The sequence below is a fragment of the Acinetobacter sp. YH12136 genome (assembly GCF_013418545.1).
GTDB lineage: Bacteria > Pseudomonadota > Gammaproteobacteria > Pseudomonadales > Moraxellaceae > Acinetobacter > Acinetobacter towneri.
In genome coordinates this window covers 65281-84720 of record NZ_VPBV01000013.1, presented here as the reverse complement: position 1 = coordinate 84720, position 19440 = coordinate 65281, and the positions used below count along the sequence as shown (strand labels likewise).

Sequence of the window (19440 nt, the reverse complement as noted above, 5' to 3'; positions counted from 1 at the left end):
TTCTATCTAAAGTCAGTTGCACTTGGTCGAATGAAAACATATTGAAAATCAACTGAGAAATTTGACGATAATCAAAATACTGACCTGCAAAGAAGCGCTGCATACGTCGATAAAATGATTGTGGTAAGCACTTGATGGGCAAGGCTTTAGATGCAGAAGAAAGATTACATGTTTGCTTTAAAATAATCACAAGCATGATGAGCGCAAAGCACTTTAAATGTGACTTGTTCCATTTTAGATATTTGTTTAAGATAAGATATAACTCATTGAGATGTGTCATAGTATTCGTCGTTAGAAAACAATTATTATGACATTATTTCAATGAGTTATCTATTTTTGTCGTGTACAGAGAAAAAAAATATAAGCTCTTTATTAATAAAGGGCTTATATTAAATAATCGATTGTCATTATAAATATAACTAGATATGATTATAAAAAACCAAAAAATGGTTTTATAAAATCCTAAATTAAAGAATTTAGATAACAATTTTCCTTAAAAAAAGGGGGGTAGAATGTTTAAGAAAACATTGTTAGTTTTAGCTTGTTCAGCCATTTTAACTGCTTGTGGTGGAGGCGGTGATTCATCGTCGAATAATGGTGGTAATATTCCTGAAAATCCAGCTGTTCCAGCATCAGACCTGGATAAGGCAAAGCAATTGGTAGATACAACAAATACGATTATTAGTTATTTTGATAGTTTCGATGGGCTTCAATCACAATATCAGCCGACATTTGATGCAATTAGTGATGCTGGCAGTGATATTGGGAATGCTAGTAGCTTGATTTTGACTTTGGCTTCATTAGCGCAACAAGCTGCAAACGGTTCAACCCAAGAATATAATGCAACTGAGTTAGAGGCTTTATTAAAAGAAGATTCAACCTATGGTCAGTATTATTCCCCTGATTATGAATTGAGCAATAATACGTTAAAAGTGAGTGTAAAACCTGATTCTGTGACTGTAACAGGGGGAGTTACAGCTAAATATTGGACAGATTATGTTTGGGACTCTAAAACACAAACAGGGCATGACGTTTTTGGTAATGAAACTACTGTGGCTGTAACCAATCTGAAACTTGAAGCACCATTCTCGGCATCTCAATCAACTTACGATTTTAAATTGGTTGCTGGTGGGAAAATTGCGACCAAGAATGTCCTGAGTAAGAAAGAGGCAATTTTGGCGTTCAATAGTGATAGTACTGCTCAAGTTGTTTATAACAATGCAAAAAAACTTGATGATCGTTCTAGTGACCAAGCACCTAAGACTGCACAATTTAAGTTTGAGAATATTGTATTGACTGCTTTAGGTACAGGTGCAGAGTTGAGCTTAACGGAGTTTTCAAGCAAGGCGACACAAGTTCAGTTTAAAGATAGTTTAAGCACCTCTACAGAAATTATTCCGACTGAACTGAACTTAAAAGGTAAGGCAGTTGCTGGAACTGAGAACCTTAACCTAGAGGCAAGCATTAAATTAAACAATGATTTGTCAAAACAGATTGATGTGACTAATGGTGAAACTGCTGCTGCATTTATCAACGCGGACCTTAATGTGAAACTCAGTGGTAATGTCAAGGGTGGTGGTACCAGCATTAAACCATTTAGTATTGATTTAACTGCGAAGCGTAATGAGTATCAGAAAGGTACAGCAACGATTAAGGTTGCTGTAGATAAAGATGCGCTAACGGCTGACTTTAAAACAGATAACCTGATTGCAAAAGATCAACCTGTGGTGTGGGCAAAACTGTCTCATGCCAATGGTGCTTATGTTGAAATTGCTGATCTTGACAAGTTTACTTCAGCAGAGATTAAAGTGGGTAACACCCCATACGCTACAGTAAGCAAAGTGTCAGATAATGTATATTCTGCAAAATTCACAGATAATACCGTTAAAGCGATTGCACCATAATCATAAAAGGAGAGGGGGAGTAAATCCCCCTTTTTATATGCTCAAAAAAAGTCTAGCTGTATTGGGAATGCTTATTCCTTTCTACTCCAATGCCCAGGAAAAAATCTATTATCAAGTACAGGCAGATGTATATAGTGAACCTTTGTCGATTCACGCATTTACAGATGATTGGGATGACCCAAACTTTAAATCGGGAAAAAATGCGTTTGCCCATGGCCTAATGCAGTTGGGTGTTAAACAGGGTCAATGGGATTTTAGCTGGATTTGGCGTTATGATTATGTACTACGTTTTAGTCCAGACACTGCAAAATTATATTATCAGATCAAAAATGAAAAATTGATTGATGCCAATACTCAATATAATTTGCAACTAGAGGCACAGCATATTGATACGGTTGGGTCACGATTTGCATATACCTGGCAACTTTCACCTAACTGGAATGTAACTACAGGGGCAACAGCATTAATTGGCCGACATTATGCTGATGGTCAGGTGAATGCTTTGGCGAAAACCACAGATCAGGAACAACTTATGGATCGTGTGAAGTGGCTTAATGGTCAAATTGACTATAGTTATGACCAGCCAGCATTAAAAGAAGACAAAATGGGCTGGAATGAGCGAGCGAATCATGGATATGGTTTTGCATTTGATACTTCATTACAAGGGACCATTGCGAATCACTGGAAAGTAAATATCAATATTCAAGATGCTTTGGCTTATTTATATTGGCAAGATGCACCCTACACCCAATATCAGATTGCTTATGATCAGGATAAGCGTCCACGATTTGATATTCAGGGACAATTTAATAAGTATCATCAATATACGCAGAAACTGCCTTTTAAAATTTATACTGATCTAAATTATCAGTCAGATCAGAATTGGCGATTAGGTATAAGTTCAATCAGCAATCAATATAGTAGTCTTTGGCAATTGAACGCTTATTGGGATAAAGGTGTAGAATGGGGAATCCTTTTTGAACCTCAGACCCATGCTTTAGGCTTATCAGTACAGCATCAAAATTTTGGCTTGAAATATATTGCAGATGATCTAAATACCAATCAGGCCAAGAGGATGGGCGCTCAATTGTTTGCCCAGTATCAATGGTAAAATTTATTCATTATATTTTTAAATTGTCTTCTGCAAAAATCAAAATCCAGTGCTGTTTGTTCATGTGCCAATCTGCACGGATATACGGATAAAAATCGCGTAGCATGGCACCATGTTCAGGTTGAACTTTTAGATTGATGATGGCATGACCATTTAAATGCAGACTTATAGCTAAATACTTAATTTATCATCACACCTAAAACCATAAAATGATGTTTTACAGATTTTTCCATGTGCTAGTGTTTTTAAAATTTACATATAGCATAAATACTTTATCGAAAACTTTATGCACCAAACAGCCATCACCAAAAGGTTCGCTCAGGCTAATCCCAGGCAGTTATGTTGCAACACTTGATGCAGTGATGACTGTGTTTGTGCCACTTATTTTCTCCTAAAAAGTTTATCCTGTGGATAACCACAGCTTTTTCCACAGAAAATGTGTATAACTTTGCTGGAATTCTAAACGTCCTTTGGCGAGTGCATCAGTATTAAGATGAACAACTCACCATCACTTCTGGCACATCACTTGGTAAGGGGGCTAAATCTTCAGGTGTTTCCAATGCTGTTTGCTGAATATATGGCTGGCTGAGTAAGTTAAATAAACGCTCAACTTCTGAAAAATCATCACGCTCTGCTTGCTCAATCGCCTTTTGTGCCATGTGATTGCGCAAAATATAGTGAGGGTTTACCTGTTGCATTGCAGCATCTAAATCATCGGTGTCTTGATATTCACGAATCTGTAAATACTGCGCTAAAAAGCTTTCCCACTGACGACGATCCAAACAATCATCCAGTATTTCTGTGTATTGTTTATTTTGTAGGCGGATAAAGCTTTGGGTGTAATCCAGTTGCTCACTTTGCAAAATGCGTAAGAAGTTGGTAGCGCAGTCAAAACTGTCTTTGTGGAAACTTGGTAGTCCCATTTTTTCACATAAACCAAGTTTGTAATGCTCTAAAAAAGTCGGTTCAAAATGCTCTAAACATGCTGCCAGTGCTTGTTTCCAGTGTTCTTTCTGATCTGGGTTTTGTTCAAGCGGAATTAAATTGTTCAACCAAACCCACAAATTCCAGTGTGCCACACTCGGTTGTTGTTGGTAGGTATAACGTCCTTGATAGTCCGAATGGTTGTTGATCCAGTTGGGACGAAAACGCTCCATAAAGCCATAAGGGCCAAAATCGAGTGTTGAACCTGTAATATTTAAATTATCGGTGTTCATCACGCCATGCGCAAAACCGACCAATTGCCATTTGGCAATCATGATAGCGGTACGTTGAATGACTTGTGTAGCAAAGGCGAGTACAGGCTGTTCGGCTGTCAAGCATTCATGATAGTGCCATTCGATACACTTTTGCACAAATTCAGGCAGTAATTCAGGTTGATACTGATTGATCCATTCAAAATGTCCCAAACGAATATGACAGTCTGATGTGCGTAATAGCATTGCGCCAAGTTCTAATTTTTCACGTTGTACGCCTTGAGTAGATGAGGTAAATCCAACTGCATTGCTTGATGGCACACCCAGCGCATTTAAAGCATGACCTGCCAAATATTCACGAATCACTGAACGTAACACGGCACGTCCATCCCCCATACGTGAATAAAGCGTTGCACCTGCACCTTTTAAATGAAGATCAATTGTACGTTGTTGTGTGTCCAAAACTTGCGCAATAAGTAAACCGCGTCCATCGCCCAATTGACCTGCCCACTGACCAAATTGATGTCCCGCATAGACCATTGCCAAAGCAGGAAATTCTTTAAACGTGGTTTGTCCGCTGCAAATTTCAACCCATTGTTGTTGTTCCTCTGCTGTCCATTGCAGTTCTTTTGCCAATGCAGCATTAAAGTGTCCTGCTTTTGCACCTTTTAAAGGTAAAGGCTGCTGCATGTGATAAAGACGGGCGGGCAGGGTCGGATAACGTGGATTAAATTGCATGATGATGAAGCGCTTGGCACAAAGTGAGTTTCACTATAGCAAACTTGGACTTTAAAAACTGTAGCCTAACAATGCAGAAAGCCCTGAACAGGTCAGGGCTTTCGCAGTGCATCAGAACAGAGGTTTATTCAGATACAGGGTTCTTTTTTAGGTTACGCATCAGCAAGTTCAATGTTTCACGATGGTGTGAAAGACGCTGTTCAACCAACTGGAATTCAACTTTTAATTTGTCATCCATTTGGTGAATTTTTTCAGCTACAGACGCTTTTTTCGCCTGAATTTCTTGCTCTTTTAACTTTGCCCAATCGTTCAGAGTTTGAGTAAAGGCATCATATTCTTGCGCAATACGGCTTTTAACTTGACCAATGTCATCGTTCACATTGTGACCATAGACCGCCAAGTCTTGTTCTGCATATTTAAAACGCATCGCCAATTCTGCTTTTTTAATATTAAAGCTTGGAATACGACGCAAGTTTTTCGCTAGGCCTAACTTCGAGCATGTCCAAATTAACCATTTGGTTGGGTCATATTGCCACCATTTTACGCCATTACGATAATCATATTGGAAAATGTGGTGATAGTTATGATAGCCCTCGCCCCAAGTGGCAATTGCTAACCAGAAGTTATCACGCGCGGTATTTTCGTCAGTATAAGGACGCGAACCCCACATGTGGCACAGCGAGTTAATAAAGAAGGTAACATGGTGGCTTAAAATCAGACGCATTAAACCGCCCAATAACAACACGCCCCACATATCGCCCACAGCCCAACCAATTGGCACCAAAATGCCAACGTGAACTGCAATTACGAGCGGAATATAGTATTTGTGTTGGAACATCACCAGTTTGTCATTTAACAAATCTGGCGCATTTTTAAAGTTTGGCTCTGCGGCAGGGTAGTCGCGTAACATCCAGCCCATGTGCGCAAACCAGAAACCATTATTAATTGAATACGGGTCTTTTTCGACATCATCGACATGGCGGTGATGGGTACGGTGACCTGAACCCCAGAACAAAATACTGTTCTGAACGGCAAATGTTCCCATAATCATTAAAATGATTTTCAAGGGAAGGGTAGCTTCATAAGCACGGTGTGCCCATAAACGGTGATAACCTGCTGTAATACCCAAGCTACTTACGCCAAGTAATACAAACATGCTGATCCAAGCGGCTAAGCTAAAATCATGGTGATAGGCATACCAAGGAATCGCGATCACTGCAACAATAGGTAAGAAAACTAGTGCAAAGATGGCAATCCAGTTGATTGGGGCTTTGGGTAAGGGAGCATTCATCTCCAACAGCACTCCTAGAACCTTGGGAGGTATAAATGGACGCTTAATCCGTTATAACGCTATGACCGATCTATAGATTGAAATCATAGTATTAAATTTTTTAGGGATTAATTTTTTCGCATATTAGCATGAGCGTATTCACGATCACAGCATTATTGTACAGTTGTATTGTACTGGGTGGTAACAGAATATAATGGTATCTGCGAGATTTTACGGAAATATGATATACGGTAGCCAAACAAGCACGATAAATCATTTATTTATTCATCAATATGCTTAAGGTTACCGCTTACAAGTGTTGCATCATCAGTTTAGGATAATCGGTAATTAAACCCTGAATCCCTAAATCTTTAAGCTGTTTGGCGCGTTCAATCTGGTTGACTGTCCAAACGCTGATATTCAGTTTGGCCTGTTGTGTGGCTTGAATGAGCGCACCGGTTGCGAGTTCGTTCATCCAACCAATTTGGCAACAACCTAATTCTAAAGCCTGATCAATGGCTTGATATTGCAGATCATCTTCAACCAATAAACCGCGTTTAAAGCGTGATTTTTGTTGTTGCAAAGCCCAGTGAATTTTCGGATCAAAACTGGTGATGATGGCGTTGTGTTCAAAACCCTTCAAATGTTGCTCTAAACTTTGGGTAATTTTTTCGGCAGCGGCATGCGAGTTGACCGCTTTGACTTCTACTTCAATATGATCAAAATTTTGAATAATGGTCATGGTTTGATTGAGTAGGGGCGTGGTTTCGACTTTATTCCAGTCCGACCACATCACCGCATGGTTATAATGGTTTAAATCTTCCAGACTACATTCATACAGTGCTTTGTCTTGTCCTGTGGTGCGAATGAATTGATCATCATGCATAACCACTAAGGCATTGTCTTTGAGTTGACGCACATCAAACTCAACCGCTCGAATGCCAATATTTTGAATATATTCAAAACCACCGAGTGTGTTTTCAGGCGCTTCGCCACGCGCACCACGATGACCAATTATGCGCATAATGTGCCCATGAATTGAAAGTTTGCTTTCATTTTGCAAGTACGACGTGACAAAGAGATGACATTTCTTATTTTGGTCGGATGGTGTGAAATTTCAAGCAGCATCCGACGTGATTTTTTAGATGCAAAATCAGGGCTTTATTTTAGTTTCCGATTCTAGAGTGTGATGTCAGTTACCAATACTGTCGTTGATGTTCTTTTGCCATAACACTTCGCTGCCTCCTTCGGCACGTTGCAAGCTGCGAGATGCCACAAATAGCCAGTCAGACAGTCGGTTCAGTAATTGCAAAGATGGTGCCTGAATATTTTGATCACGGTTGTGTACGGTCATTAAACTACGTTCTGCACGACGACATACGGCACGGGCTTGATGTGCATAACTGCATGCCAATGTACCTGCAGGCAGAATAAATTCTTTGAGCATTGGCAGGCTTTCATTCATGCGGTCAATGTCTTGTTCTAGGAACTCAATCGCAAGTGGTTGTACGAGATGGTAATTGGGGATACAGACTTCACCGCCTAAATCGAATAGCCAGTGCTGAATCAGGCTAAGCGATTTGTCCCAAGTGTTTTTGTCTTGAATGTTGCTATGTGTAATTTGTGAGCGCAATACGCCTATGCAGGCATTGAGTTCATCGACATCGCCCAGTGCATGAATGCGTAAGTCGTCTTTGGCGACACGTGAGCCATCGCCCAGTCCTGTTGTGCCTGAATCGCCTGTGCGGGTGTAGATTTTGCTTAAACGGTGGCCCATAACTTTTCCTTAGGTTGAAATGAAAAAAAGGATAATGCCGGTCAAAACATTATCCATAAACTGCGCTGTTTTAAAGTTTTTGTTGTTATGCGGGTTTTAGTAGCGGAAAGTTACGCCTGCAGAAGCGAGGCGACCGCCGTTCACATAATAGTATCCGCTACCATAAGATGTCGTTTTGTATTCAACATCACCAATATTCTGAATATTTGTAAATAATTTAACGTTAGGATTTACATTCCAGAAAGCATTTACATCAACAGTAGCATATCCAGAAATTGTACTATTTTTAGGTCTAGATTTAGCAGAAAGTGATGCACTAATGCCATACACTTCATTTTGTAGTCCTGATGTCAAAGTGATACTTTGGCGTGAACGACGAGGCAGATCTTGATCAGTTATCTTGTCTTTTGGCTGTACATAGGCATATGAAATATTTGTAAATAACTCATCTTTTGCCCAATCAAGGTTGAATTCTCCACCAGTAAAAGTTGCTTCCTTTACATTGAAATTTTTACCATTCTGCCAAGTAATTAAGTTATCAACTTCATTACGGTAAGCAGATAATCCCATTGTTAAGTGATCTGTAAGTTGTTGGTCTAGACCAATCTCATATGAAACACTTTCTTCTGGTTTTAACTCTGGGTTACCACCCCAGCTTAATGCATATAAGTCATTATTCGTTGGAGCACGGAAAGCAGTACCAATATTAGTGTAAATACTAGTGGCTGGTAAAATTTGATAACGTGCGGCAGCTTGTCCTACTGTATGAGTACCAAATGTCTCATGATCTTCTACACGTACACCTAATTGGGTGTGTAGTTTTTCAGATTGGTATTGGTGTTGAACAAAATAACCTGTGCTACCAACATCTTTGTCATAGTCCACTCCATAATAACCACTACCTGAAAGAACGTCAGATTCGACATTTTTCGTTGCGACCCCAGCTAAGAGATTCTGAGTAGGGCTAAATTGCCATTTACTGTAAAGTTCAGCTTCTTTTGTTGTATTGTAGATTGAATCATGAGAATCATTTTGCTCAAGATCATCTTTGAATTGAGATAAGCGAGCATGAAGTGCAAAGGTATCGCTTAGGTTTACACGGCCTTTAACATTAAGGATTTCATTTTTAAAATCTTGAGAGACATTTTTTAAACCTATTAGATTCCAATTCGCATCATTTACACTTTCAACGTAAGTTGATGTACCTTGGTTCTCTGAATAATCAACAGATGCAGCATATTGTTGTTTTTCTACACCGAATTTTGCACTAAAGCCTTTCTGATCATAGGCACCAGCATTGACTTGAGCATCTTTAAAGTCTGTAACTTGCGTGCCATCAGATTCTAATCGTTGTCCTCGAATTTGTGCATAAATACCATTCTCAGCTAAATCCGCACCAATGACAGATTTATAGGTATTGTGCTCACCGATTTCACCAGTTATAAAAGCCTCTGTTTTTTCTGGTGTTTTAGAAACTAACTGAACTACACCACCAATTGCATCTGTGCCGTATAATACAGATGCTGGACCTTTCAATACTTCAATTTGTTTAATATCGGTAGTATCAATAAATGCCAAAGATGCAGATCCTGCAGACCCAGTGTTTAGTCGAACACCATCACGTAATACAAGAGTATGGGTCGAATTTGTTCCACGTGTAAAGATAGATGCAGTTTGACCATAACCACCGTATTGCATCATATCAATAGATGCATCACTCATAAGTAAATGAGGCAATTCAGCAATTGGAGACTGATCGACAATTTGTGGTTCAATAATGGAGATACGTGCAGGCACATCTTTGATTTTTTCTTCAGAACGAGTCGCGGTAATGACTAAAGTGTCTAAAGATGCATTTACAACATTAGAACTGTCTTGTGCAGATACAGACGTAGAGAAACCCATTGCAAGCGCAATTGCGCCCACTAAAGCAGTAGGCTGAAAAAGAGTAGACATGACTTTGCTCCATACATTCACCCCACGTGAATGATTGAGTTAAGGGCACAACAAGCAGGTCTCCGGACTTCAATGTGCCAAGCATCTTTTAATTTATGATTGCTTCGCTATATATCCACCTTCCCATATTGTTCATACAGTGGTGTAAATCATAAGATTTAAATTGATATACGTTTCATGGTTACCGTTGCGGGGGCAGTGTTGGACTTTCACCAACTTCCCTAAAGCTCAAAGCTAGGACTCGTTGCATTTGCGCGAAGTATAAAGTCTGTATGCCATTTAAACAACGGAAATGCAGAATAATCCGCCTGAACTTCACTCAACCCCTTAAAATTGCATTACAATGATTCGCCCCAATATCTGATTTTGTTAGTGTGAACAGACAATTTAAAAGTCACGCACAGCAAGATCAGCAAAATGAAGATTGAAAATCAGGATTAGAGTCCAAAACGATGCGTACCCGTGCCAAAATTTGCGGAATCACGCGAATTCAAGATATAAACAGTGTTGTGCATGCGGGTGCAGATGCAATTGGCTTGGTGTTTTATCCTCCAAGTCCACGCAATGTGAGCATTGAGCAAGCACAAGGCTTGCTGCAACACATTCCCGCTTATGTGCAAGTGGTTGGTTTATTTGTCAATGCAACGGCAGAAGAAATAGCCGCTGTACTGAAACAAGTACCTTTAGATATTCTGCAATTTCATGGTGATGAAACACCCTTGCAATGTCAGCAAATAGCACAGCAAGTTGGACGTCGATGGTACAAAGCCATTCAGGTCAAACCTGATTTAAATGTGTTAGATGCGATAAAAAGCTATCAACAAGCAGGTGCAAGCGCAGTATTATTAGACGCGTGGCATCCTGAACTCAAAGGTGGAACAGGACACAGTTTTGACTGGTCAAAATTCCCCAAACTCGATATTCCTTTAATTTTGGCGGGTGGTTTAAACCCTGAAAATATTGAAGATGCAATTCAGACGACTCAAGCCTATGCTGTTGATGTCAGTGGCGGAGTTGAGTCTGCAAAAGGTATTAAAGACCAACAACTCATAGAAAACTTCATGCAAGGAGTCCAACGTGGATCAGCAAAGTACAAATCACAATAACTCAGTGATTGACTATACCCAATTCCCAGATGCAAAAGGGCATTTTGGTATCCATGGCGGACGTTTTGTGTCAGAAACGCTGATGGCGGCTTTACAAGATTTAGAGAAATTGTATTTCCGCATGAAAGATGATCCGCAGTTTTTGGCAGAATTCGACCGCGATCTCGCCTACTATGTAGGTCGTCCTAGTCCTTTGTATTATGCTGAGCGATGGTCAAAAGAGTTGGGTGGTGCACAAATTTACTTAAAACGTGAAGATTTGAACCATACTGGCTCACATAAAGTCAACAACACCATTGGTCAGGCACTGTTGGCAAAACTGTCTGGTAAAAAACGAATTATTGCCGAAACAGGTGCAGGTCAGCACGGTGTAGCAACCGCGACCATTGCCGCTCGTTTAGGCTTGGAATGTGTGGTGTTCATGGGTGCAGAAGACGTGAAGCGTCAGGCCATGAACGTGTACCGTATGCGTTTACTTGGTGCAACTGTTGTACCTGTAGAAAGTGGCTCAAAAACCTTAAAAGATGCCATGAACGAAGCCATGCGTGACTGGGTCACCAATGTTGACTCTACATATTACGTGATTGGTACGGTCGCTGGCCCACACCCATATCCACAATTGGTACGTGATTTCCAGTCGATTATTGGTCGTGAAGCGCGTCGCCAAATTCAAGAGCAGGCAGGTCGTTTACCTGATGCATTAGTAGCTTGTGTAGGCGGTGGTTCTAATGCCATGGGCTTGTTCTATCCATTCTTGAACGATGCCGAAGTGAAAATGTACGGTGTCGAAGCTGCAGGTTTAGGCATTGAAACAGGCAAACACTCTGCACCATTGAATGCAGGACACGTGGGCGTATTACACGGTAACCGTACTTATTTAATGTCGGATGCACAAGGTCAGATCATTGAAACCCACTCTATTTCTGCAGGTCTGGATTATCCAGGTGTAGGGCCAGAGCACAGCTTCCTGAAAGATATGCACCGTGTCGATTACGTGCCAATCAATGACCAAGAAGCCTTGCAAGGTTTCCGTGATTTAACCCGCATTGAAGGGATTATTCCTGCTTTAGAAAGCTCGCATGCTATGGCTTATGTAAGCAAGCTTGCACCAACGATGGATAAAGACCAAATCATTATTGCGACTGTTTCAGGTCGTGGCGATAAAGACTTAATGACTGTTGCCCGCATTGATGGCGTGGAAATGGTGGATATGTAAATCGTAAACTGCTTGAAATAAAGTATGCTACATTTCAATTCAATCGTGCTGAAGCAATTCGGCACGATTTTTTATTTGGAGGATTGAAAAATTCTCGCTACTTTAAACAATCATGCTTAAAAATCATCAACTATAAAAGCCATCAAGCTTAGGATATTTGCGCAGGAGTCGGATATGCCCAGTTTATTTATCGTGATGTTAGGCGGACGTCATGCGCGAGCCAATACCGAAGTGCATGATGTGGTACTTGCGGTAGGCGATTCTTTAGAACAGACCTATCCGCAACTCAAGCAGGCTTGGTTTGCAGAACCGAAAGGTTTGCATATTGACGCATGGGCGCAAATTAATGGTGTTGAGTTTGAAGGTAAATCCTACTATTTAAAATTTACCGATGCGCAGCCGAATCAGGCAGAAAACCGACTGTATTTAATTAATTTAGGTGGATATGATCCGCGTGAGTTTGGCGAGTTACATCGTTATGTACTGGTGGTGGCGCAAAATCCAATGGTGGCAAAACAGCGTGGTAAAGCCTATTTTGCCCAGCACTGGCAAAAACAACATACCGATCGGGTCTTAGAGGTAGATGATTGTATTGCGATAGATCAGGTGCATGGTCGCTATGTGCAATTGGTTGAAGGCTCATTTTCAGGCAATCGTTGGGAAAATACCTATCTGACTTTGAATGCTGATGCTTAAATACCTTCAGAATATTGAGGGGAAGATATCTATTAATTTATATTTTGTATATTTAGTGAACGCTCAAGCCTTAAAATAGTAAAACAATCTATGCTTTTATAATTTTTTGAACAAAATCATAAGCTGCGGGTTTTTTGTACATGCATTTGTAGGCATAATACGACCAAAGATGAATTGTTTTTAGACAATAGGGAATGTCTTCAATGGATTTAATTCAGGCGAATGGACAACCGCATTATGGACGTTTTAGTGAACTTCCCAAAAAAATTGATTATCAGGCTTATCAATATAAATCACCGTATGGTGAAGTATTGTCGGGTTGGCGTAAACGCTTAAAATATAAAAAGTTTAAATTTTGTAGTATTCAGCACGAACACTATACCATTGGGCTTGCGATTGCCGATATTGCTTGGGCAGGGCACGGTTTTGTCTATATTTATAATCACATGACGGGCGAAGTGCAGGAATGGAATGCGATTAATTTTTTATCGCGTAATACGGTTTTAGATGAGCAACCGTTATTTAATCAAAGTTTTTTTGAAAAATCGCCATTTCAAATTGAAATTCAACATGCCAATGGTGTGCGTTATATCCGCGTGACCAAATATGGTGAAATTAAACTCAGTGCGCGGATATTTTGTGCAGGCACAGACCCGCTAAGTATGTGTAGCCCAACAGGTATTAATGGTTGGACTTACACCCAAAAACTGACCACACTCGGCTGTGAAGGCTATTTTGTTAATAAAACAGGACAAACCATTCAATTCCATGAACGCACCTTTGCTTCTTTAGATGATACCTGCGGTTTTTTACGCCCTGAAACAGCATGGTTTTGGTTGTCGTGCAACTTTTGGGATACCGAAGACCGTCGTGTAGGCTTGAATCTGGCTTCTGGTGTGAATGAAAGTTTTGGCAACGAAAACTGTTTGTGGATTAATGGCGTGCTGTATCCCTTAACAGATGTGTTGTTCCAACCTGAGGATGATGGCTCGTGGAGCATTCGCTCACTGGATCATCGTTTGAATTTAACTGTCAGCACAGGTTGGCGCCGTTATGAAAACCTGAATTTGCGTCTAGTCGGCAGTCAGTTCAGCCAATGGCAAGCTAAAATTAGTGGTACTATTCAACAAGACGATACCGAAATTATTTTGTTAAACGAATACGGCTTGCTTGAACAGCATTATGCCAAGTGGTAGGGCAAGTTTTTAACCAAGATTGTACGTCACCACTTGCAGATTATCATGTGACGTCATCTATCACTCACTTGAATCGCCATTGAGTTTTTACATAAACGGCAAAAAAAGGCGCATTATGCAATTTCACTATGCGTTCAGAATTGGCATGATATTGCGAAATATATCAAGGTGAGTTTCACATGGCACAAGGTCTTTTGGCGGGTAAGCGTTTTTTAATTGCTGGTATTGCAAGTAAATTATCTATCGCATTTGGTATTGCAGAAGCATTGCATCGTGAAGGTGCAGAATTAGCATTTACTTATCCGAATGAAAAACTCAAAAAACGTGTTGATGACTTCGCTGCACAATTTGGCTCAAGCATTGTATTGCCTTGCGATGTAGGCGTAGATGCAGAAATTGAGCAAGCTTTTGCTGACTTGGCAAAGCACTGGGATGGTTTGGATGGTTTGGTTCACTCGATTGGTTTTGCGCCTGCGCATACTTTAGATGGTGACTTTACCGATGTTACAGATCGTGATGGTTTCAAAGTTGCGCATGACATTAGTGCTTATAGCTTTATTGCGATGGCACGTGCTGCAAAACCATTATTACAAGCACGCCAAGGTTGCTTATTGACTTTGACTTATCAAGGTTCTGAGCGTGTGATGCCAAACTACAACGTTATGGGTATGGCGAAAGCATCTTTAGAAGCAGGTGTACGCTACTTGGCTTCAAGCTTGGGTGCTGACGGTATTCGCGTGAATGCAATTTCTGCAGGCCCAATTCGTACGCTTGCCGCATCAGGCATTAAATCATTCCGTAAAATGTTAGACCTCAATGAAAAAGTTGCACCTTTAAAACGCAACGTGACCATTGAAGATGTTGGTAATGCGGCATTATTCCTTTGCTCACCATGGGCGAATGGTATTACTGGTGAAATTCTGTATGTCGATGCAGGTTTTAACACGGTTGGTATGAGCGCAGAATTAATGCTAGATGCTGAATAAGCATTGCATCAAGCAGATAAAACCGAAGTTTAGGCTTCGGTTTTTTTATCGCTGCATTTTAAGCAAGAGGTATTTTGCAGATTGCTGTAATTTTATTTTCTTCTTTGGCGCATCTGCTGCTATAAATAGATGAGTTGACAATATTTCAAAATAAAACTGGGTTTTAGGTCTTAAAAATGAATGCGGAACAATTGCAAAAAACGTTACATGCCAGTCAATATGCAGAACAAGTCTTGGCAAATCACGAAAGCCTGTTACAGCAGGATTATGCAATTGACCAATTCCTAAAACCGCTGAGCGCAGACTATATTCATCAATTGGTGATTTCGACTTTACAAGACATTCAAGATGAAACCTTGTGGATGAAAACCCTGCGAATTTTACGCGCGCGTTTAATGTTCCGCTGGATTTGGCAAGATGCCAACCAACTCACCGATGTGGTGACGTTGACACAGGAACTTTCAGACTTTGCCGATATTTGTGTGCAAGTTGCCAAAGATTTTGCGCGGATTCCGTTGGTTGCCAAGCATGGCGAACCGATGGGATATAACGGCAAAGTCCAAGACCTGATTGTGGTCGCCATGGGTAAACATGGTGCGCAGGAACTGAATTTATCCAGCGACATCGACCTGATTTTTGCCTTTGATGAACAAGGCGAAACCAATGGACGCAAGTGTATTGAAGTGCAGCAATTCTGCATTTTATGGGGACAAAAACTGATCTATCTATTAGATCATATCACCGCCGATGGTTTTGTTTTCCGCGTCGATATGCGTTTACGCCCGTGGGGCGATGGTTCTGCTTTGGCGATTAGCCATGTCGCACTGGAAAAATATTTAAGCCAGCATGGACGCGAATGGGAACGCTATGCTTGGATTAAGGCACGTATTATCACAGGTGGGCAAGAAGGTTATGAACTGCTGGAAATGACCCGACCTTTCGTATTCCGCAAATATGTCGATTACACCGCCTTTGAAGCCATGCGCGAAATGAAAGCCATGATTGAGCGCGAAGTGCAGCGTCGTAATATTGAAGACAATATTAAATTGGGCGCGGGCGGTATTCGTGAAGTTGAATTTATTGTGCAGGTTTTTCAGCTGATTTACGGTGGTTCAAAACTAGAATTACAAGACCGCCAGTGTTTGGTGAGTTTGCGCCATTTGGGCGAAGCTGAATTGCTAGAGCCACAAGCCGTACTGGATTTGGAAGATGCCTATTTATTCCTGCGTCGAGTAGAACATGCCATTCAAGCCTTGAATGATCAGCAAAGCCAAGCTTTACCGACTGAACCTGAGTTACGCGCACGCATTAGCGATACTTTGGGCTTTGCCGATTGGGACAGCTTTATGCAGACCCTAAATGAAAAGCGTGTCAAAGTCATTTATCAGTTTGAGCATTTAATTAAAGAAAATGAACCCGATTCTTTGCTGGAAAATTACAGTCAGCTAGAAAAACAGCTCGATGCGGTACTAGACGATCAAGCGAAAAATTTAGTGCATGAGTTCTGGTATGGACATGCCATTAAAAAACTCACCGCCAAAGCTTTACAGCGTTTAAAAACCTTTTGGCCACACTTGATTGAAGCAGTGTTGCAGTCAGAAAATCCACAAATGGCATTGATGCGTTTAATGCCACTGGTCGAATCTGTTCTGCGTCGTACCGTGTATTTGGTCATGCTGATTGAAAGCAAGGGGGCACTGCAACGCTTGGTAAAAATGGCCACAGTCAGCCCGTGGATTTGTGAAGAATTGACGCAATATCCTGTGTTGTTGGATGAATTTTTATCTATGGATTTTGAATTGCCAAAACGCAGCGATTTGGAAGATTCTTTGCGCCAACAATTGCTGCGCATTGAACTGGATGAAGTTGAAGACCTCATGCGGGTGCTACGTTTATTCAAAAAATCCAACGTATTAACAGTTGCGGCCAGCGATGTACTGGCAGAAAGTCACTTAATGAAAGTGTCAGATGCGTTAACCGATATTGCCGAAGTGACCGCAAATGCAGCCCTACAACTGGCCTATCAGATGATTGTCAAAAAACATGGTTATCCGCTAGACAGTGAAGGGCAGCGCTGTGGTTTGGAGCATAACGCTTTTGCCATTATTGGTTATGGCAAAGTAGGTGGCATCGAACTTGGTTACGGCTCAGATTTAGACGTGGTTTTTATTCACAACATGGATGAACAAGCCGATACTGATGGCATTAAACCGATCAGTGGCTTTGAATTTGCTATGCGGGTGGCACGTAAATTTGTATCTTTAATGACCACGCAAACTTTAGATGGTCGAGTTTATGATGTCGATACCCGTTTACGTCCTTCGGGAGATGCGGGTTTATTGGTGACCAGTTTACGGGCCTTTGAGCAATATCAACTGAAAAGTGCGTGGCTGTGGGAGCATCAGGCTTTAGTGCGTGCGCGCAGTATTGCGGGTGAGCAATGTTTACGTGACAAGTTTGAAGTGTTGCGTTGTCAGATTTTAACCCAGCCGCGAGATGAAGCTTATGTCCGCAGTGAAGTGCTGAAAATGCGTCAAAAAATGAAAGATCATTTGGGTTCATCTAAAGAGCAAAAAAAAGATGGAATTTTTCATTTAAAACAGGATGCAGGTGGTATCGTTGATATCGAATTTATGGCACAGTATGCGGTATTAGCCTGGAGTGGGTCGAATCCTGATCTCGCCCATTATTCCGACAACGTAAGAATCCTTGAAGATGCCGCAAGAACAGGTTGCTTATCCAGCGACGATGCGACAGCATTGATTCAAGCTTATCTCCGTGAACGAGCCGAAAGCCACCGCTTAGCCCTTGCAAATCAATCCATGCAAGTCAATGCTGCGGACTGGTACGATACCCGTGAGGTCGTTTGCAAGTTATGGCAAAGATTAATTGATCCGACTGCAATGTCTGCGTTGGATTAAAATGACTATTGTATAAACATTTGGAGTGTGTGCCATGAATTTGGCTGATCGTGATGGTTTTATTTGGCAAGATGGACAATTGGTTGACTGGCGTGATGCAAAAATTCACGTCTTAACGCATACCTTACACTACAGTATGGGTGTGTTTGAGGGTGTCCGCGCTTATGAAACGCCAAACGGAACTGCGATTTTCCGTCTTCAGGACCATACTAAGCGTTTGTTAAACTCTGCAAAAATCTATCAAATGAAAGTACCATTTGATCAAGCAGCTTTAGAACAGGCGCAAATTGATGTGGTACGTGAAAACAAACTTTCATCGTGCTATTTACGTCCATTAATTTGGATTGGTTCTGAAAAACTGGGTATTGCTGCAACCAATAACACCATTCATGCTGCTGTTGCGGCTTGGGGTTGGGGTGCATACTTGGGTGAAGAAGCGATGGCTAAAGGTATTCGCGTTAAAACTTCATCGTTTACGCATCATCATCCAAACGTGACCATGTGTAAAGCTAAAGCTTCTGGTAACTACACTTTGTCTATTCTTGCACACCAAGAAGTAGCGCAAGCAGGCTATGACGAAGCGATGTTGATGGATCCACAAGGTTATGTATGTCAAGGTTCTGGCGAAAACGTATTCTTAATTAAAGATGGCGTTTTACATACACCAGACATCGCAGGCGGTGCTTTAGATGGTATTACGCGTCAAACGGTGATCACCATTGCTAAAGACTTGGGTTATGAGGTAGTTGAACGCCGTATTACGCGTGATGAATTCTACATTGCCGATGAAGCTTTCTTTACAGGTACAGCAGCAGAAGTTACCCCAATTCGTGAATACGATGACCGTGTAATTGGCTGTGGTTCACGTGGCCCAATTACCACTGAAATTCAAAAAACTTTCTTTGACGCAGTTCAAGGCAAGAATGACAAATATGCACATTGGTTGACTTACGTTAAATAAGTCACGCGTGTGTACCTGAGTCTATATTACTGACTCAGGTGTGATGACCCTATTCAGGCAGTGGCTTGAATGGGGTTTTATTTTGTCTGCTATTGCGTTATTGAACGGCTAAACTTCTTGCGAGGTTTATTTCTCACGTTACAGACATAGATGAATGATCAACTGTTTCTTCGTTGAGTTAGTGATGTACAAATTTGATCTTTTGGATAAATTCAGTCGTTTAAAGCATGGTTTTTTATAGCGAAGGGTAATCCCTGTAATTGGTGAGATTTGATGTTAAAAAACGCTTAATCTGTCGAATATGATAGAAAATAGTGAATTAAATACATGAAAAGTGTAGTAAAAATTGAGTTGAAAATTAATTAAAAACAAAAACTTATTCTAGATGTAAATAAATATATATTTT

At 40.8% G+C, this 19440-nt stretch carries 15 protein-coding genes, 1 pseudogene and 1 riboswitch; of the genes and pseudogenes, 9 read left to right on the top strand and 7 right to left on the bottom strand.

Translation table 11 applies throughout. The features are described 5' to 3' along the window. Nucleotides 1-280 (bottom strand): annotated as a pseudogene (locus tag FTU71_RS07840) (IS4 family transposase); the annotation flags it as partial. A 232-nt stretch (nt 281-512) separates the two neighbouring features. On the opposite strand from FTU71_RS07840, the gene FTU71_RS07835 reads away from it, so the two are divergent. Next, complete coding sequence (locus FTU71_RS07835; RefSeq protein WP_136144305.1) at nt 513-1904, top strand: hypothetical protein; 1392 nt, start codon at nt 513-515, stop codon at nt 1902-1904. A 37-nt stretch (nt 1905-1941) separates the two neighbouring features. After that, nucleotides 1942-3015 carry a hypothetical protein gene (locus FTU71_RS14520; protein WP_218945618.1) on the top strand — a complete coding sequence of 358 codons (1074 nt, stop codon included), beginning with the start codon at nt 1942-1944 and terminating at the stop codon, nt 3013-3015. Nucleotides 3016-3025: 10 nt separating this feature from the next. On the opposite strand, the gene FTU71_RS14700 is transcribed toward FTU71_RS14520, so the two are convergent. The 6 genes from FTU71_RS14700 to FTU71_RS07805 all read right to left on the bottom strand — a co-directional run bounded on the left by FTU71_RS14700 (nt 3026) and on the right by FTU71_RS07805 (nt 9952). Further along, the gene (locus FTU71_RS14700; protein WP_373684942.1) at nt 3026-3121 is read right to left on the bottom strand and encodes a hypothetical protein; all 96 of its coding nucleotides are present in this window, start codon (nt 3119-3121) and stop codon (nt 3026-3028) included. 382 nt (nt 3122-3503) lie between these two features. Beyond that, nucleotides 3504-4949, bottom strand: a complete 1446-nt coding sequence (locus FTU71_RS07825; protein WP_180111772.1) for a YdiU family protein — start codon at nt 4947-4949, stop codon at nt 3504-3506. A 124-nt stretch (nt 4950-5073) separates the two neighbouring features. Then, entirely contained in the window at nt 5074-6240 is a 1167-nt protein-coding gene (locus FTU71_RS07820) for an acyl-CoA desaturase (RefSeq protein WP_004975053.1), read from the bottom strand. Nucleotides 6241-6529: 289 nt separating this feature from the next. Then, nucleotides 6530-7243 carry a glycerophosphodiester phosphodiesterase gene (locus tag FTU71_RS07815; RefSeq protein WP_004975054.1) on the bottom strand — a complete coding sequence of 238 codons (714 nt, stop codon included), beginning with the start codon at nt 7241-7243 and terminating at the stop codon, nt 6530-6532. Nucleotides 7244-7411: 168 nt separating this feature from the next. Then, nucleotides 7412-7996, bottom strand: coding sequence for a cob(I)yrinic acid a,c-diamide adenosyltransferase (locus FTU71_RS07810; protein WP_178318738.1), 585 nt, complete (start codon nt 7994-7996; stop codon nt 7412-7414). Nucleotides 7997-8092: 96 nt separating this feature from the next. Beyond that, nucleotides 8093-9952 (bottom strand): TonB-dependent siderophore receptor, encoded by a 1860-nt coding sequence (locus FTU71_RS07805; RefSeq protein ID WP_180111770.1) that lies wholly within the window; start codon nt 9950-9952, stop codon nt 8093-8095. 35 nt (nt 9953-9987) lie between these two features. Further along, nucleotides 9988-10212, bottom strand: a riboswitch (cobalamin riboswitch). A 192-nt stretch (nt 10213-10404) separates the two neighbouring features. On the opposite strand from FTU71_RS07805, the gene FTU71_RS07800 reads away from it, so the two are divergent. From FTU71_RS07800 to FTU71_RS07770, 7 genes are all read left to right on the top strand, one after another. Next, entirely contained in the window at nt 10405-11058 is a 654-nt protein-coding gene (locus FTU71_RS07800) for a phosphoribosylanthranilate isomerase (RefSeq protein ID WP_004975062.1), read from the top strand. Further along, entirely contained in the window at nt 11030-12274 is a 1245-nt protein-coding gene (gene trpB / locus FTU71_RS07795; protein ID WP_004975067.1) for a tryptophan synthase subunit beta, read from the top strand. Before FTU71_RS07800 ends, trpB begins: the two co-directional genes overlap by 29 nt. A gap of 174 nt (nt 12275-12448) precedes the next feature. After that, nucleotides 12449-12970, top strand: coding sequence for a DUF1543 domain-containing protein (locus tag FTU71_RS07790; protein ID WP_096901526.1), 522 nt, complete (start codon nt 12449-12451; stop codon nt 12968-12970). A 203-nt stretch (nt 12971-13173) separates the two neighbouring features. Further along, complete coding sequence (locus FTU71_RS07785) at nt 13174-14166, top strand: DUF2804 domain-containing protein (RefSeq protein WP_004975070.1); 993 nt, start codon at nt 13174-13176, stop codon at nt 14164-14166. Nucleotides 14167-14345: 179 nt separating this feature from the next. Next, nucleotides 14346-15152, top strand: coding sequence for an enoyl-ACP reductase (locus FTU71_RS07780; RefSeq protein WP_004975071.1), 807 nt, complete (start codon nt 14346-14348; stop codon nt 15150-15152). Between the two features lie 176 nt (nt 15153-15328). Further along, complete coding sequence (gene glnE / locus FTU71_RS07775; protein WP_004975073.1) at nt 15329-18073, top strand: bifunctional [glutamate--ammonia ligase]-adenylyl-L-tyrosine phosphorylase/[glutamate--ammonia-ligase] adenylyltransferase; 2745 nt, start codon at nt 15329-15331, stop codon at nt 18071-18073. A gap of 34 nt (nt 18074-18107) precedes the next feature. Then, entirely contained in the window at nt 18108-19034 is a 927-nt protein-coding gene (locus FTU71_RS07770; protein WP_004975074.1) for a branched-chain amino acid transaminase, read from the top strand. Nucleotides 19035-19440 lie beyond the last annotated feature (406 nt).